Below are 17,498 nucleotides of genomic sequence, written 5' to 3'. Positions count from 1 at the left end.
TTCAGTCGTTGGAGTGGCGGATGGCCTGGCCGAGATCGGCCAGCACGGCGCGTACCGAGAGCGGCAGCCCGGCCAGTTCGGCCGACATGGCGGCCGTTGCAGGCTCGGCCGGTGCGGCCGGCACGGCCGCGTGCGGATCGGCGCCCGGCATGGGCTGCATAGGCGGCATGGCCGGGGCCGGCGGCGCCGGTGGCGGCGCGGGCGGGCGCAGGGTGACCAGCACGCGCTCGGCCAGGCGCGGGAAGCGCCACACCAGCGGCAGCAGCAGGCGGCGCATGCGTTCGCTTTGCTTCATGCGGTCGACCAGGCTGCGCAGCGCCGGACGCACCGCGCGTTTCAGGCGTCCGCCCTGCACCTGCAGCACGCCAGCCGGCATGCCCAGGCGCCAGCGCCAGCTGCGCTCCATGGCCTGCGCGTGCAATTGCAACTGGTGCAGTTGCGCGTTCAGCTGGAGCGCCACGGCATACTGCGCCGCGTACTGCTGCGCCGCCTGTTCGGCGGCCTGCTCCAGCAGACCGCGCAGGCGCAGGATTTCCTGGCCGGCGTGGTGCGAGGCGGTTTCAAAATGGTCGGCGCGCGCGCTGGCGTCGGCGCCCGCTTGCTGGGCGGCTTGCAGGCGCTGGTCCATCGCCTGCAGCGCCGCCGCGTGGCTGCGGCTTGCTTCGGCAGCCGCTTCGAGCGCCTGCACCGAGGCGGCGATGGCGGCTTCCGCGCGCTGGTTGGCCTGGTCGCGCTGCGCCGCGTTGTCGCTGGCGCGCAGCATGGCTGCTTCGGCCGCGTTGCTGGCGGCGGCGGCGGCGGCACTGGCCTGGGCGGCCGCGTTGTTGGCGACGGCCACCGACTCCATCGCCGCGTTGACGCTGGCGATGGCGGTGTCGGCGCGCCACACAGCCTCGTCGGCGCGGGCGATCGATTGCTCGGCCTGCTGGTTGGCGCGCGCCGTCTGTTCCTGGGCGTGATGCAGCTCGGCGTGCGCGGCCGCGCTCAGCGCGTGCTGCTCGGCCGCCTCGGCCTGGGCTTGCTGGGCCATCAGGCCCAGCTCTTCCTGGCGCTTCCAGGCCTTGTCCAGGTGGTGGCTGATGAAGCCGTCGAACACATTGGCCTGGATGTTGAGCACGTCGAGCAGCTCGGCATGCTCGTCGGCGACGTAGTAGCGGTTCAGGCCGTCGAAATAGGCGTAGCGGTAGCCGGCCCCGGTCACCATGTGTTCCCAGGTTTCGTGGTTGGTCACGCGGCTGTTGGGCATGGTGGCCTCGATCGCCAGCACCCACGGGCGCCAGCGCTGGAAGTCCATGCCGCGCAGCACTTCGCCCTCAAAGCCTTCGACGTCGATCTTCAGGAAGTGGATCTCGCCGCGCACGTGTTCGGCGCAGATGTCGCTCAGCGTGCGCAGCGGCACTTTCACTTCCTGCACCGCCACGCCCTCGGCGCGGTGGGCTTCGGCCACGGTGCTGTCGGTGGAGGCCCAGCCGTTGATGTCGGGCGTGTCGAACAGCGTGATTTCGCCGGCCTCGGCGCCTACCGCCACCGCCAGGTTGATGTCGCGCGGGCGCGCGGCGGCAAACTGGGCCTGGTAGGACGGCATCGGCTCGATATTGATGCCCCACCAGCCTGCGTCGTAGAAGGCCTTGGTGACCGAATGCAGCTCGGGGTCGTTGGCGCCGGCGTCGATGTAGAAGCCGTTCTTGATGTGGCCGAGCGCGCGCCACAGCAGCACGTCCTCGAAGTTCTGGGCGTAGGTGAGAAAAGTCATGGGCGGTCGATTTCGATGTGGGGGTCCAGCCACGCGCTGCCCTCGAAGTGCGGGCGGCGCATGTTGACCACGGTAAACACGAGCGCCAGGTCGCGCCATTCGTAGTTGTTGACCAAGTGGGTGCCGGTGCTGACGATGGCGGTGGCGATCGAATAAGTGCCCGGCCCCAGGTTCATCGGGAAGCGGAAACGGTAGACCAGCTCCTCGCCGGCCTGCACGTGCTCCTGCGGGGCATCCTTCAGGTGGGTGTTGGTGCCGTACATGGTCTGGCCCAGCCTGTCCTTGATCATATAGCCGAGCACCATGCGCGGAATGGCCGCGTTGGCCTGGACCTTGATCTGCAGCATGCACTGGGCGCCGACATCGACCACCTCGGCCTGCACGCCGCTCTCGTCGAACAGCACGATCTCGCTGACGCTGGCCTCGCCGGTGCCGGAGATGGTCTGCACCTTGCCGTTGTCGAGCTGCTCGACCCGCACGCTGGCGTTTTCACGCTCGGCGATCAAGGCGTTGTAATAGTCCATGATCTCTTCGGGCGGGCCCTGGCGCGCCAGTCGGCCGCCGTCCAGCAGGATGGCGCGGTCGCACACGGACTGGATGGCCTGCTTGTCGTGCGAGACGATCAGCAGCGTGGTGCCCTGGGTGCGGAACTGGCTGATGCGGGCAAAGCTCTTGTGCTGGAAATAGGTGTCGCCGACCGACAGCGCCTCGTCGACGATGAGGATGTCGGGCCGGCGCGCGGTGGCCACGCTGAAGGCCACGCGCATCTGCATGCCGCTCGAATAGACGCGCACCGGCTGGTCCATATAGTCGCCGATCTCGGCGAAGGCTTCGATTTCCGGCATCAGCTGCGTGATGTCGTCCACGCTCATGCCCAGCAGTTGGCCGGCCATGTAGACGTTCTGGCGGCCGGTGAAATCGGGATGGAAGCCCATGCCCAACTCCAGCAGGGCGGCCACGCTGCCCTCCATGTGCACCGCGCCCGTGGTGGGCTGGGTGGTGCCGGTGATCAGTTTGAGCAGCGTGCTCTTGCCGGCGCCGTTGATGCCGATCAGGCCGACCGCTTCGCCCGGCGCGACATGGAAATTAATGTCCTGCAGTATCCATTTCAGGCCATGGCGCGGCCCCAGGAAGGGCGTCAGCCATTCGCGCAGGCGGGAAGAACGGTTCGGATACTGCTTGTAGGCCTTGCCCAGATTGCTTACGGTAATCGTGCCCATCAGAGTTCATCCACCATTTCACCCGCGCGTTTGCGGAACAGGGCCAGGCCCAGGGTACATAGGGCCAGGGCCAGCAGCGCGACCGGCAGCAGCGGCAGCCAGTCCGGCGCCTGGCCGGTGACCAGGATGGTCTGGTAGCTCTTGATCAGCGGCGCCATCGGATTCCAGTCCATCAGCGCTCGCACCTCGGGCGGCACGATGGAGGCCGGGTAGACGATGGGCGTGAGCCAGAACCAGAATTGGATGAAGATGCTGAAAAACTGGCCGACGTCGCGGAAGAACACGTTCAGCACGCCCAGCACCATGCCCAGCCCGATCGCCAGCAGCACCTGCACCAGCAGCAGCGGCAGCAGCAGGAAGAAGGCGGGGCCCGGGAAACGGCCCGACAGCAGCAGGAAAGCGGTGAACAGGCCGAAGATGATGGCGAAATTGACCAGGGCGCTGAGCACCACGATCACCGGCAGGCACATGCGCGGGAAACTGATCTTCTTGAGCAGGTTGGCATGCTCGAGGAACACGCCCTGGGCGCGCATGACGATTTCCGAGAACAAGCCCCAGGTGAGGATGCCGGCGCACAGGTAGATGCTGTAGCCGTATTCGCTGACGTCGCCCGGCAGCTTGCTCTTCATTACCTGCGAGAAGATCAGCGTGTAGACGAGGATCAGCGCCAGCGGCTGCAGCACGCTCCAGGCGGCGCCCAGCAGGGTGTTGCGGTATTTGGACTGGAATTCGCGCCGGACGCTACCCAGGATGAAGCCCCGGTACGTCCACAGGCCGCGCAGCATGGCGGACGAAATCATAGGGCGTCCGCGCGCGGCGGCGAAACGGAAAACAGGCTAGGTACGCTCATAGGGGACGGACGGCGGAGTGGTGCTCGGCGGGAAATTTTAAAGGGGGAGATTATACCGCATGGTATTGACGACCTAGTAACGTGTTACAGCTTGTCACCAAAGGGCAGGATCCTGTCAGTCCCGTGAAAGCGGGAATTCATACGTCGCGAACTGCTCTCCGGAAGCATGGATTCCCGCGTGCGCGGGAATGACAGGGCGGGGCTGGTCCGAAGCGCCGCCGGATTCGCAGGGTATTGCCGACTTGGTAAGATGTTGCGGCTTATCAAACACCTATCACTTGTCATTCCCGCGCAGGCGGGACTGACGTGACGCGGGCTGTTCCGAAGCGCCGCCGGATTCGCAGGGTATTGCCGACTTGGTAAGGTGTTGCGGCTTATCAAACACCTATCACTTGTCATTCCCGCGCAGGCGGGAATCCATAGGGCGCGAACTGCTCACCGGGCGTATGGATTCCCGCCTGCGCGGGAATGACAGTCCGCCACAGTGCGTTGGCGTATTGATCCCCGCCTGCGCGGGAATGACAGTCCGCCACAGTGCGTTGGCGTATTGATCCCCGCCTGCGCGGGAATGACAGTCCGCCACAGTGCGTTGGCATATTGATCCCCGCCTGCGCGGGAATGACAGTCCGTCGGCGGCGCATGGGTTCCCGCCAGCGCGGGAATTGCACACTCAGCTGCCCTGTGTCAGCTTCTGCAGCGCTTCCGGATTCAGAATCACTAGCCGGTGCGCGTCCTTTTGCACGATGCCCTGCTGGCTCAGGCTGAGCAGGGCGCGCGTGACGGTTTCGCGGCTGGTGTTGATCATGTTGGCAATGTCCTGGTGGGTCGGCATGTTTTCCACCACCGTGCCGTCCGCCGCCGTCTTCTGGTTCAGCACCAGGTAGGTATAGATGCGCCGCGCCGTGTTGTTGATCGACAGCAAGGCCCGGAATTCCGAGTCGCGCTGGATCTTCTGCGCCAGGTATTGCAGCATCTGGCGCGCCACCGGCGGCGAGTGCGAGAACAAGTGCATGGCGGTGGGCGCCGGCAGGAAGGCCACCAGCACTTCGCTCATGGCGACCACCGAGGCCGAGCGCGTGGAATTGTTGATCAGCGCGATCTCGCCGAAGAAGTCGCCCGGCGCCAGCATGCGCAGGCCGACGGCGCGGCCGTCCTCGGTCACGTCCATCACCTGCAGTTGGCCTGACAGCAGGAACAGCAGCCCGTCGCCGATGCCGCCCTTGTGCAGCACCACCTCGCGCTTGGCGTACTGGCGGATGCGCAGGTCGGCCTTGACCCGCTCCATCTCCTCGGGCGACAGCTCGGCCAGCAGTGGAATCTTGCGCAGGTGGATCTGGACGTTGCGGCGCTGGTTCGCGCCTTCCACCGCGGTGGGTGGAATTGCGTCGTCCGGCACGGCGGGCGGGGGCAGGGGTTCGCGTTCACTCATGGGTGACATTGTACCGTCACGCGGCTGCCCGCGGAGCCGGATTAACGCTCGGATGCAGACTCAGATGAGCGTCCAGGCCAGCGTGGCCAGCGCGGCGCTGGCGATGCCGGCAGCGTTGGCGGCCATGTCGCGCCAGGAAAAGCCGCGGTCCGGCACCAGTTGCTGCAGGCACTCGATGAGCCAGCCGGCCAGCAGCAGGCCAGCCAGCCACAGCAGCGCCTCGGCGCGGCCGTTCGCCACGCGCAGCGCCAGCCCGGTGAGCACCGCGAAGGCGGCGAAATGCATCAGTTTATCGTTCGGCAACGCCGCCGGCAGCCAGCGGTTCGGCACCAGGCAGCCGCCCGCCAGCGCGGCGCCCGCCGCTATCAGTAATCCCAGTTCCCACGCCATGCTGTGTTTCGCTTTATAAACCCTGCCACTGCCAACTCAGTTGCAACTGGCGGTTATTGTACTGAAAGATCGAGATGTTTTCCCGATTGCGCACCTGGCGCAGTTCCAGCTGCAGGCTTTGGGTCTTGCTGAGCGGATAAGTAAACGCGGCCCGCAGCACATGCGTGGCCTGCTGGCGCACTTCCTCGATCAGATCGGGCGAGAAGGCGCTGGAGCCGTGCCAGGTCTGGTAGGTGTAGCCGACTTCGCCCGTCACGCCGCCGGCCAGGCGGCGCCGCCACTGCACGCTGGCCAGCTCGCCGTGCCGGTTGCCGCCCGGGCGCGGACCGAGCGCTTCGTCGTTCAGACGGCCGTAGCTGAGGCTGGCGTAGTCCTGCTCGCTGCGGTAGGTGAACAGGCCGCGCAGCTCCACCATATTGGCGTTGAAATTGCTCAGCGTTAAATACGACAGGTGGGTGACGCCGCCCATCACGCTGAACTGGAATTTGTTGGGCAGCGGCAAGGGCGGGCCTATGCGCAGCTGCAGCTGGCCCTGGCGCTGGTAGAACTGGCTGCCCAGCGTGACGAAGCCGGCCATGACGGTGCCGCGCGCGGTCCAGCGGCCGAAGCGCCACGGGGTTTCGGTGCCGACGAACAGCGAGGAACTGTCGTACTGGTGCAAGGTGTCGTTGCGGCGCACCTGCAGCTGGGCGAAGCCGGCGGTGCCGTTCGGCGTCAGGTCGCGCACGTAGTCGCCCGACAGCGCGGTGTACTGGTCGTGCTTGGGCAGGAAGTCCGAGGTCAGGGGAATGGCCTGGCCGCCGTCGTAGAACAGGCTGTTGAGGGCGCCCTGGTTCACGTTCTGGTCTATGCCGCGCGCGAACGCCAGGTTGAGCGTGCTCACCGTCTGCCAGTTGTTGCAGCCGCCTGCGCGCGCCTCCGCGATCAGTTCCAGAATGCCCTGCGGCGGGTTGAAGCGCTGCTCGATGGCGGCGAACAGGCGCTCGGCCTCGGCCGCGCGGCCCAGGCCGCACTGCACCAGGGCCAGCTCCATCCAGGCCCCGGCGTGCAGCGGTTCCATGTCGATCAGGCGCACCAGGGTGTCGCTGGCGTCGGAGCGGCGGCCCTCGGCGATGGATTGCAGCGCGTCGCGGTACATGCGCTGGGCGAGTTCGTCGCGCGCGCGCTGGGCCTCGTCCGGCGCGTAGATCGGGGCGGACTCGGCCGCGCGGGCCGACTGCCCGGATTCGGCCGCACGGGCAGTTTGGTCGGACTCCGCCGCACGGGCCGAGGCGCCGGCCTCGGCGCCGCTGTCGGCTGCGGCGCCGGCCGTCTGCGCGCGCGCGCCAGGCGCGCAGGCAAGCGCGCACAGCGTGGCCAGCACGGCCAGCGGCCGCAGCATGGTCAACACGGCCAGCGGCTGTAGCAGGGCCAGCGGCCGCAGCACAGCCGGCGCGGTCAATGGCCGCCGCACGGCTAACATTGCCAGCGGCCGCAGCACAGCCAGCGCGGCCAGCGGCCGCCGCACGGCAAGCGCGGCGAGCGGCCGCAGCGCCGGGAACGGTCGCCTCATGCGGTGCGCTCCGGCAGGGCGGCGGGGCGGGGGGCTGGTATAGGGTCGGGCACTGCGTCCATAGTAGCGTCGTAAGTATACAAAATAACAGGCTTTTCCTTGCCGCGCAGCTTGCGTTCGCCCAGCAGCAGGAAATGGTGGCGGCGCGCGCGCTCCACCGTGCCCGCGCCGACGATCACGTCGTGCGGATAATCGCGCGCTGCCTGCTCCAGGCGCGCGGCGGTGTTCACGCTGTCGCCCACCGCCGTGTAGATGCTGCGGAAGGAGGTGCCGAAGTCGCCCGCCATGGCAGGGCCGCTCTCGACGCCGATGCGCACCCTTAGCGGGGGGAAGCCGGCAGCCACGCGCTGCGCGCTGAACTCGCGCACGCGGCGCACAATAGCACGCGCCGCGTCCATTGCCAAATCGGCATGGTCGGCGTTCGGCAGGGGCGCGCCCCAGAACGCCACCAGGCCGTCACCGGTGTACTTGTCCAGCGTGCCGTGGTGGGCGATGACCGGGCCGGTCAGGCAGTCGAGGAAGTCGCGCGTCAGCGTGGCGGCGTCGGCTACGCCCAGCGCCTCGACCTGGGTGGTGTAGCCCTCCATGTCGGCGATGAGGGTGGTGACGTCGCCCAGGCGCGGCGCCAGCGGGTCGGCCAGGTCGCTGCGCAGCAGTTCGGCCACCACGGCCGGCGCCACGTACTGGCGCAAGGTGTCGAGCAGGTGGCGCGAGCGGCGCTGGGTCAGCTGCCACTGGTAGGGCACGGCGAACGCCAGCAGGAACAGGATGCTGGCCAGCGGGCCGGTGGTGACCATCTGCGGATCATGCGCGCTGGCGAAAAAGGCCAGCGCCAGCCACAGCGCCGTGCTTGCGCCCAGCAAGGTGACGCTGGTGGCGGCCGACAGGCGCGGCAGCGCGTAGCTCAGCAGCAGCACCGTCAGCAAGGCGTACACGAAGGCGATGGCGCGGCCGGGCCAGGGCGCCGGCTGCAACCCGGCCTGGCGGTCCAGCAGGGTGGACAGCATGGCCGCCTGCACGCCCAAGCCCGGGCGCGAGGCCGCCAGCGGCGTGGTGACGCGGTCGGCCATGCCCAGCGACGAGGAGCCGACCAGCACCAGGCGCTCCTTGGCGCTGTCCTGGTCGATGCCCAGGTTGAGGATGTCGGCGGCCGACACCACCGTGTAGGCCGACCAGTCGCGCCGGAAGGACACGCGCTGCTGCGCCGTGCCGTCCAGTTCCAGGCGCGGCGCGCCGGCGCAGCAGTCGAGCAGGGCCAGCGCCAGCGCCGGGTACTGGCGGCCGGCGTAGCTGGTCACCAGGGGCAGGCGGCGCAAGGTGCCGTCCGCGTCCGGCACGAAGCCGATGTTGCCGACCTTGGCCTCCTGCGTCAGCGCCGCGTGGTTGGCGATGTAGCCGGTGGCCGGCAGCGCCGGCACGCCGCGCGCGGCGACGGCGCCGCCCAGCGTGCCTTCGCGCAGCAGTTCGGGGCGGGTGGCGCTGTAGTCGAAGGCCTGGGCCAGCACCAGCGGGCCGTGGCGGGACAGCAGGTTCAGGCGCAGGTCGCCGTCGGCGTCGGACGGCGAAGCCTCCGGCAGCACGATGTCGAGCGCCACGCCGCGCGCGCTGTACTGGGTAAGCAGCTTTTCCACCAGGTCGGCCAGGCGCGCGTGCGGCCAGGGCCAGGGACCCAGCGCGGACAGGCTGGCCTCGTCGATATCGACTACTAATATGCGAGGCTCGGCCGCGTCGGTGGTTTGCAGGCGCAAATAGCTGTCGCGCAGCCACTCGTCGGCCAGGAAGGAGCCGGCCGCCGCGCCCGGCCACTGCGACCACAGCGTCAGCAGGATGGCGGCGCAGGCGAACACGGCGCGCATGAAAGCGGGCGGAAGGATGAGGGCAGCGCGCAGGGCCGAAAATGTGGTCATGTTGGTGGCTGGGGCGGCCTGGGCGCTGGCAGGGAAAGTTGCATTAAGGATGCAATGATAGCCGAGAAGGCGGGCGATTCCCAGTGTTGCGCGAGGGGGGCGGCAAGTCTGAGCATCCACGTTATCAAGGAGGCGGCCACTGTCTGGCGGCATGCAGCACACGCAGCATGCGCACCACGTTGCCGACCGTGTCATAGATTAGGACGTAATTCCGGTGTACAACCAGCTCGCGAGTGCCGGCAACGCGGCCAGTCTTGCCGAGGCCGGGATGATCGACCAGGCGGCCGGCTTTCTTCGCAAGCAGCTCATCGAGGGCAAGCGCGGCGGTCGGGTTGTCGGCTTCGATATAGTTATAGATGTCTTCGCGGTCTAGAATCGCCTCGGGTGTCCAGAACAATTCCATTATTCTGCGGAGGCTTCAAGCCTGCGGCGCGTAGCCTCTCGCTTGGCGGCGAACTTGGCTTCAACCTCAGTTGCAGGGATCAGCTTGCCAGCATTTGCCGAGTCCAGGCCAGCCTGCACCTGACGACGGAACCATGCGTCATGTTCGGTCGCTTCTTGCTGCTGCCGTACGTAGTCACGCATGAAGTCTCGCAGCAGTTGGGCACCGGTGCGGTCGCGGCCCTTGGCTGCCGTGGTGAATTGTTCCTTGAGACCTTCATCGACCCGAAAGGTAAAGGTTGCTTCGTTCATGGTGTTACTCCACGTGTTACATCGTAACTACATAGTAGCACGCCAAGCGACACCAATTGCCAGCGACAAGTATCGCTAATCCCGATGCTGCCGGCTGTGGGATGCTCCTTTGCTACAAAGTGTAACGCTGGATGCCGCGCCACATCGTTCCAGTAGAATGTTCCCATCAACAAATGTGACAGTCATCACGGAAAATTCTTGCACCAGCGGGATAATGTCCGGAAAAGGGGAATATCATGCTGCGTCCAATCTTAGCCACACTCAGCCTCGCCCTGGCCGCCACAAGCGCCCAGGCTGCGGAGGCCGGCAAAATCATTTTCGTCGCAGGCGAGGCGCAGGTGGCCGGCGCCCCGGCGCAGCTGAACGCAGCAGTGCAGGAAGGCGACCTGCTCACCACCGGCGCGCTGGGCTACGTCTACATCAAGACCGTGGACAAGGGCTTGTTCATCCTGCGCCCGAACACCAAGGCCCGCATCGCCACCTACCACGTGGACCAGCAGAACCCCGCCAACACCCGCATCAAGCTCGAACTGCTGAGTGGCGTGGCGCGCAGCCAGTCCGGCGAAGCCGTCAAGCTGGCGCGCCAGAACTTCCGCTTTAACACGCCTGTCGCCGCCATCGGCGTGCGCGGCACCGACTTCACCGTCTTCACCGACCAGGACACCTCGCGCGTGGCCGTCATTTCCGGCGGCGTGACCGTCAGCGGCTTCGGCGGCGCTTGTCGCCCCGAGGGCAGCGGCCCGTGCGAAGGCGTTACCGCGCGCGAGCTGTCGGCCACGCAGAAGGGGCAGTTGCTGCAAATCCAGCGCGGCCAGAGCGCACCGCAACTGCTGCCTAGCAACAACACCGCGCCCGACATGGTGGCCCCGCCGCGCGCCGACGAGCCGCTGGTAAAAGTGGGCGCCACCGGCGCCGGCGCTCCCTCGCCCAGCCTGGGCAACGCGGACCCCAACCTGGATCCCAAGAAGAGTGCCAACCTGAACCAGTTCGTCAGTGCCGCCACGCAGCCGCCGCCGACCGTGCTGCCGCCGCCGACCGTGGAGAAAGAACCCACTCCGCTGCCGGTGGTGGAGCAGCCCGTCGTCACGCCGCCTGTGGTGACGCAGCCGCCGCCGGTGGTGGTGACCCCGCCGGTCGTCACCCCGCCGGTGGTGGTGGAACCGCCGCCAGTAGTCACGCCACCGGTGGTGGTGGAGCCGCCCCCACCGCCGCCGGCGCCACGCGAGATAAGCTGGGGCCGCTGGCAGGCAATAGCGGACCAGTCCGCCACTAGCGGGCTGAGCAAGGCCGGCGCCGAGCGCCTGGCGCAGAACGATTATTTCGTCCTGTTCCGCAGCAAGGAAGGCGCGGCTTATACGGTTCCCGAGAAAGGCAGCATCGGCTTCCAGTTGGCAGGTAGCGAAGCCTATGTGCGTAATCAGACCACGCAAGCGGTCAGCGCCGCCACTTTGGAAAATGCCCAGTTGCTGGTGGATTTTGGCGCGGCGACATTTAATACCAGTATGGACGTGCTCAATGGCGGCGACCGGGTGAAACTGAAATCGAATGGCGTGGTCGCCAAGGACGGGCAGATGTTCGGCAATTCGCTGGGTACCGGCGTCAATATGACAGTGCGCGGCATACTTGGGCCGAACAGTGACGCCACCTATCTGTTCCAGGGGCGCATGGACAGCCAGCGTGTTGTCTCGGGTATAACAACTTGGGGCAAGTAGCAGATAGTTTTTGTACTGTATTAAATTTACAACGGCCGCGTGCGCATGCTCGCGGCCGTTTTGCTATGATGGCGGTTCTTCAAACTATTGCCATGGCGTGCTCGGCAATGTTCTTTGCGTCCCCTGCATTTGCTGTTCCGTCGGGAATTCGGTGATGCGTCCTTAATCCCCTCAGAATGTGCGTGCCAATTGGTTTTGCACCGTTGCTCAGCAGTGTAAACCCATTGATTTCCCAATAAGCTTCTCGTATATTGAGCCGCGTGGTAATTTTTGTCGTTATTCGGCCTAAATTTTAGGGATTTTTATGGGTTTTTGTGATGGCTGTCACAGGAAGACATAAACACCTCTGCCATGATTCGTTACGCGTCCTTGCATTCCTGTAGGTAAGAGTGCCGCGAACCTTAAATTTAAGTTTGACTTCCTAGGAGTTTTTTAATGTCTACTACTCAATACACCCAGTCGATTCAGCAGCTGTACGTGGCGTACTTCGGCCGTCCTGCCGATACGCTGGGTCTGCAATTCTGGGAATCCACGATGGCCGGCAATGGCGGCAACCTGGCCGTGATCAGCTCCGACTTCTCCAAGTCGCCTGAGTACACCGCTGTTCTGGAAGGCAAGGATGCATTCACCGTCGTAGACACCATCTACATGAACCTGTTCGGCCGCCACGCTGAATACGACGGTCTGGTTTACTGGGCTGGCCACTACGCTGCTGGCCGTCTGACCATCTCCAACATCATCGAAGCCGTGTCGACCGCCGCTGTCGGTTCGGACCTGGTTGCTTACAACAACAAAGCAACTGCTGCTACCGCCTTCACCGAAGCGCTGGACACCGCTGCTGAACTGATCGCTTACAACGCCGCTTCGCTGCCGACCGTTAAAGCCTTCATCGCTGGCGTTACCGACGACGCAACCCTGGCTGCTGCGATTGATCCAGCAGCAATGGACACCCTGACCGCAACTGTAGTTCAAGTTGGCACCCCAGTTCCACCGTTCAGCACCTTCACGCTGACCACCAGCGCTGATTCCGGTTCCGCCGTCGCAGGCACAACCGGCGGCGACATGTACATTGCCACCATCTCCAACTTGGCTGCTGGTACGACTTTGGGCGCAGGCGACGTGCTGAGCGGCGCAACCGGCAACGATACCCTGAGCATTTCGGTTTCCGGCAGCAACGCCGGCGCCGACACCAACACTACGGCCGTCACCCTGAGCAGCATCGAAACCATCTCGGTATCGAACTTCCAGACCGACGACACTGCTAACACCAACATCGATCTGTCGCAAGCCACCGGCGTGACCACTCTGGCTGTGAACGCCAGCTCGGCCAGCGGCGACACTTTCTTCACGGCAGTGCGCAACATCGTTGCTGCTGAAATGGGCAACGGTTCCGGCGACCTGGGCGTGACCTATGCTGACTCCGTAGTGACCGGCACTGCTGACGCGCAATCCCTGACCCTGAAAGGCCAGACCGGCGGCACCTTCAAAGTTGGTGCAAGCACGGGCGGTGTAGAAACCCTGAACGTCGTTTCCAGCAGCTCGGCTAACACCGTGATGCTGAGCGACACCAACGCCACTATCAAGACCATCAACATCAGCGGCGACCAAGCTCTGACCCTGACCGAAGGCGCGTCCATCGCCAGCAATGTTACCGTGATCGACGCTAACACCGCTACCGGCGCTGTGAAAGTGACCACCTCCGCTGCTCAAGACCTGTCCATCACCGGCGGTTCGGCAAACGACACCATCACCTTCTCGGCTGACAACTTCACCGCTGCCGACACCATCAACGGCGGTGCAGGTACCGACACCCTGTCGGTAGCTGGCGCTTCCTACACTGCGGCTACCTTCGCCAAAGTGACCAACGTTGAAACCGTCGCCCTGACCGCCGCAGCTACCATCACCCTGGCTTCGAACATCTCGGCTACCACCATCGACCTGTCCAACGCTGCTGCGCAAACCCTGGTTATGGCTGCTGGCTACACCGCCGCTACCACCGCGAAAATCAGCACTCTGGACACCATCACCAACTCCGTGGCCAACGTGGCACTGACCGTTGAAGGTACCGACGCTGCGTTCCAAGGCTCGACCGTTACCGGCGGCACTGGCGCTGACACCCTGAAGATCACTGCAGCTACCCAAGGCGGCACCGCAGTAACCTTCACCGCTGGCGGCCATGTCACCGGCGTTGAGACCGTGACCATCGTTGACGGCGGCGACGCTTCGGCAACCAAAGGCCGCGACATCTCGCTGACCCTGGGTAACTACGGCACCGCACTGAGCATCGACGGCTCCGCTCTGGACGCAGGCACCGGCGTTGACGACGAAACCCTGACCGTGGACGGCACCTCGTTCACCAAAGTGCTGACCCTGACCGGCGGCGCAGGTAACGACACCGTCACCGGCGGTACCGCTGCCGACATCATCAACACTGGCGCTGGTGACGACTCGATCAACGGCGCGCAAGGTGGCAACGACAGCATCAACGCTGGCGCAGGCAACGACACCATCAACATGAATGGTTCGCTGACCTCGGGCGACACCATTGACGGCGGCGCCGGCAACGACACCCTGCTGGTTTCGGGTATCTCCGCTTCGGCCCTGACCAACGTCACCAACGTCGAAACCCTGGCACTGTCCGGCGGCGGCTCGGCAACCCTGACCTCCAACCTGAGCTTCACCACGGTTGACCTGAGCTCGGGCGCTACCGCTGAAACGCTGACCCTGTCGACCGGCTACACCGCAGCGACTACCGTAACGGTTGACGCAGGCGACAAAGTAGTCAACGACGCCAACGTAGCATTGACCGTCAAGGCCAACGCTTCCGAACTGGCTGCTACGACCATCACCGGCGGCACCGGCACCGACAGCCTGACCGTCACCATCGACGCAGCTGCACCGACCGTGACCTTCGATAGCCTGATCACCGGCGTTGAGGCAATCACCATCGTTGACCGCGGCGACGCTACCGCCACCGCTGGCAGCGACATCACTCTGAACCTGGGTTCCTACGCTACCGCCGTATCGATCGACGGTTCCGCTCTGGACGTAGCTGATTCGCTGGCTACCGACACCACCGCTGAAATCCTGACCGTGAACGGCGGCTCGGCTACCAAAGCCATCACCATCACCACCGGCGCAGGCGGCAGCGTGCTGACCACCGGTTCGGGCAACGACGTTCTGGTTGGCGGTTCGGGCGTAGACTCGATCACCTCCGGCACCGGCAACGACAGCCTGAACGGCGGCTCGGGTAACGACGTCTTCGTACTGGGCGCGAACCTGACCTACCAGGACACCATCATCGGCGGTTCGGGTGCCGATACCCTGTCGATCAGCAGCGCTTCCGCAACCGTCAATGACGTGGACTTCATGCAAGTGAGCGGCGTGGAAACGGTCACCATTTCAGCCTACACCAACGCGATCACCCTGGGTTCCTACGCTAGCGCAGCTGGCGTGACCACCGTATCCGACGAAACTGGTGGTGGCGTAAGCGTAACCGCATCGGGCATGGCTACCGGCATCACCATCAACGCAGTTGGCGGTAACGACACCCTGACCGGCGGTATCGGCAACGACACCTTCGTGTTCTTCGGCTCCAACCTGGACGCAAGCGACGTGCTGAACGGTACGTCGGGCGTAGACACCATCAGCCTCCGTAACACGACCACGGCGACCAACGATGTTGGTGGCGCAACGTCCGCAACCATCGGTGACATCGCCAACATCGACCAGATCGTTGTTAACGACGCTGCTACCTCCGGTACTGGCACTGTGTCCGTTACCCTGGCAGCTGGCTACGGTTCGACCGCAGGCAACGGCCAGCAGGATCTGACCCTGGCGATCGATGGCTCGGCACTGGACTCTGGCGAGACCTTCACTGTCAACGCATCGGCTAACGTCGCTGCAGAGAAAGTTTCGATCACTGGCGGCGCTGCCGCTGACACCCTGACCGGTGGTGCTGGCAACGACATCATCGTTGGCGGTGCTGGTGCCGACTCGATCACCGGCGGCGTTGGCGCTGACGTGCTGACCGGCGGCGACGGTGCTGACACCTTCAACTACGCTCTGGCTAGCTCGCAAAGCACCAACGCGCTGACCGACACCATCAGCGACTTCGTCAGCGGTACCGACGCGATCGTGATCAACTACACGACTTCGACCTCGACCAACACCACCGACTTCACCAACAAGGGCACGGCAGCAAGCTCGGCTGAAGGTCTGTCTCTGCTGTCGGGTACCTCCGTTGCGACCCGCATCGGTCAGTACTTCTACAACTCGGGCACGAAGCAACTGGTAGTGGACGCGGACGGTAACGGCCTGATCCAATCGACCGACATGTTTGTCACGTTGACCGGTTCGACCACGCTGGCTGATGTGAACTTCAACATCACCGCTGGCGGCACCCAGGTTTCGACCATCACCACCGGTGGCGGTAACGACACCATCACCGCTTCGACCGCTGCTGACGTCATCGCTTCCGGCGCTGGCAACGACACGGTTGACATCCTGGCCGCTGCTAACCACACCGTGGACCTGGGCGCTGGTAACGACACGATCCTGGCAACCCAGGCCAATCTGGATGCTTCCGATTCGCTGACCGGCGGCTCGGGCACCGATACCCTGTCGATCGCTGGCACCGGCACGAGCACGCTGACCACCGACGCCAACCTGGTTGGCATCGAAAACATCACGTTCTCGACCGATTCGCACGCCCTGGTTCTGACCAATCAGACCGAAGCGTTCAACATCACCTTCGCTAACGGCACCAACAGTGTAACGATGGCTGCTGGCGCTCTGGCGCATACCGTGACTGGCGGTACCGGCGCGGATACCGTAACCTACGCAACCCAAGCCGACTTCACGGCCCATGGCTCGTTGGTTGGTGCTGCTGGCGCCGATATCCTGGCTGTGGCTGCTGCTTCGACCGCCTTCGTCGATGCTGACTTCGCTCGCATGTCCGGTTTCGAAACCCTGCAACTGGGTGGCGCTGCTAACACCGTGGTATTGGGTTCCAACGCAACCACCGCTGGTATCTCGACCATCATCGCTGGCACCGGCGCAACCAGCATCACCAGCACTGAAACGGCTAACACTGTGACGGCTACTTCCGTTGCTGGCACGCTGACCCTGGCTGGTTCGTCGAACTACACCGTAACGACCGGCACGGCGACTGACGTGACTGCAACCGGCCATACCGGTACCCTGGCTGTCACTCTGGGCAATGACGCTGGCAACGCTGTGGCGTTTGTTGCTGGTAACGGCAACACGACCGTAACCGGCGTGGATGCGGCCGACGTAGTTACTGTGACCGGCCTGGCAACTGAAGGCCAGACCTTCACTGGTTCGGTTTCGAAGTTCGCTATCACCGCTGGTGCCAACGCTCAGACCATCGTGACCGGCGCAGCTTCGGACACCATCGACGGCGCTGCTGGCAATGACACCATCACCGCTGGCGCAGGCGCCGACAGCATCACGGGTGGCGCGAACTCCGACACCATCATCTGGACTGCTACCACGACCGCCGCAATGGCGACCGAGGCAGGTGTTGCTGCTGGTGACAACGACTTTGGCGCCGGTACCGCTGGTGACACGGTTGTTGGCTTTACCACCGCTGCTGACGTGCTGAAGTTCTCGGCGCTGTTGACCGTGAACGCAACCGGCGTTGAAACCGACACTCTGCTGAGCATCGCTACGGGTGGCACTGTAACCAACACGGCTCGCTTCGTGGAAGTGACCACCGCCCTGGCGGATGGCACGACTGGTACCGCGATCACCGCGTTGGACGGTCTGGTTACCTCGGCAGTTGCGATTGGTGACAGCTTCATCGCCTTCGTGAATGATGGCGTTGACGGTTACCTGTACTTGGTTACCCAAGTATCGACTTCGAACACGATCGCTGCCCAAGATGTACAGCTGATCGGTCAACTGACCGGTGTTACCGACATCGCTTCCGGCGACCTGGTATCGTTCTAATCACTGCCCTGTAAAGAAG

The 17,498-nt window shown here is 64.6% G+C and carries 11 protein-coding genes; 2 read left to right on the top strand and 9 right to left on the bottom strand.

The genetic code is table 11. The features are described 5' to 3' along the window. Nucleotide 1: 1 nt before the first annotated feature. From ACSQ8Y_RS29185 to ACSQ8Y_RS29145, 9 genes are all read right to left on the bottom strand, one after another. Nucleotides 2-1,753, bottom strand: coding sequence for an FkbM family methyltransferase (locus tag ACSQ8Y_RS29185; protein WP_436270078.1), 1,752 nt, complete (start codon nt 1,751-1,753; stop codon nt 2-4). Further along, a complete protein-coding gene (locus tag ACSQ8Y_RS29180; protein WP_436270077.1) occupies nt 1,750-2,973 on the bottom strand; it encodes an ABC transporter ATP-binding protein in 1,224 nt (407 codons plus the stop codon). Before ACSQ8Y_RS29180 ends, ACSQ8Y_RS29185 begins: the two co-directional genes overlap by 4 nt. Next, entirely contained in the window at nt 2,973-3,773 is an 801-nt protein-coding gene (locus ACSQ8Y_RS29175) for an ABC transporter permease (protein WP_436270076.1), read from the bottom strand. The genes ACSQ8Y_RS29180 and ACSQ8Y_RS29175 overlap by 1 nt, the downstream gene beginning before the upstream one ends. Before the next feature lie 720 nt (nt 3,774-4,493). Then, on the bottom strand, nt 4,494-5,252 hold the full coding sequence (locus tag ACSQ8Y_RS29170) for a Crp/Fnr family transcriptional regulator (RefSeq protein WP_436270075.1): 759 nt from the start codon (nt 5,250-5,252) through the stop codon (nt 4,494-4,496). A gap of 60 nt (nt 5,253-5,312) precedes the next feature. Beyond that, the gene (locus ACSQ8Y_RS29165; protein ID WP_436270074.1) at nt 5,313-5,642 is read right to left on the bottom strand and encodes a VanZ family protein; all 330 of its coding nucleotides are present in this window, start codon (nt 5,640-5,642) and stop codon (nt 5,313-5,315) included. Between the two features lie 13 nt (nt 5,643-5,655). Continuing rightward, on the bottom strand, nt 5,656-7,194 hold the full coding sequence (locus ACSQ8Y_RS29160) for a tetratricopeptide repeat protein (protein ID WP_436270073.1): 1,539 nt from the start codon (nt 7,192-7,194) through the stop codon (nt 5,656-5,658). After that, a complete protein-coding gene (locus ACSQ8Y_RS29155; RefSeq protein WP_436270072.1) occupies nt 7,191-9,101 on the bottom strand; it encodes a CHASE2 domain-containing protein in 1,911 nt (636 codons plus the stop codon). Before ACSQ8Y_RS29155 ends, ACSQ8Y_RS29160 begins: the two co-directional genes overlap by 4 nt. 124 nt (nt 9,102-9,225) lie before the next feature. Next, nucleotides 9,226-9,504: a type II toxin-antitoxin system RelE/ParE family toxin gene (locus ACSQ8Y_RS29150; RefSeq protein ID WP_436270070.1), complete on the bottom strand. Its 279-nt coding sequence runs from the start codon at nt 9,502-9,504 to the stop codon at nt 9,226-9,228. Continuing rightward, nucleotides 9,504-9,794, bottom strand: coding sequence for a CopG family ribbon-helix-helix protein (locus tag ACSQ8Y_RS29145; RefSeq protein ID WP_436270069.1), 291 nt, complete (start codon nt 9,792-9,794; stop codon nt 9,504-9,506). Before ACSQ8Y_RS29145 ends, ACSQ8Y_RS29150 begins: the two co-directional genes overlap by 1 nt. A 236-nt stretch (nt 9,795-10,030) precedes the next feature. On the opposite strand from ACSQ8Y_RS29145, the gene ACSQ8Y_RS29140 reads away from it, so the two are divergent. Together ACSQ8Y_RS29140 and ACSQ8Y_RS29135 are read left to right on the top strand one after the other, a co-directional pair. Continuing rightward, entirely contained in the window at nt 10,031-11,506 is a 1,476-nt protein-coding gene (locus ACSQ8Y_RS29140; RefSeq protein WP_436270068.1) for a FecR family protein, read from the top strand. 435 nt (nt 11,507-11,941) lie between these two features. After that, a complete protein-coding gene (locus ACSQ8Y_RS29135; protein ID WP_436270067.1) occupies nt 11,942-17,479 on the top strand; it encodes a beta strand repeat-containing protein in 5,538 nt (1,845 codons plus the stop codon). Nucleotides 17,480-17,498 lie beyond the last annotated feature (19 nt).

The sequence above is a fragment of the Pseudoduganella sp. LjRoot289 genome (assembly GCF_964252925.1).
GTDB lineage: Bacteria > Pseudomonadota > Gammaproteobacteria > Burkholderiales > Burkholderiaceae_D > Rugamonas.
The sequence above is the reverse complement of the archived record's forward strand: the minus strand, read 5'-3'. Positions and strand labels throughout refer to the sequence as shown.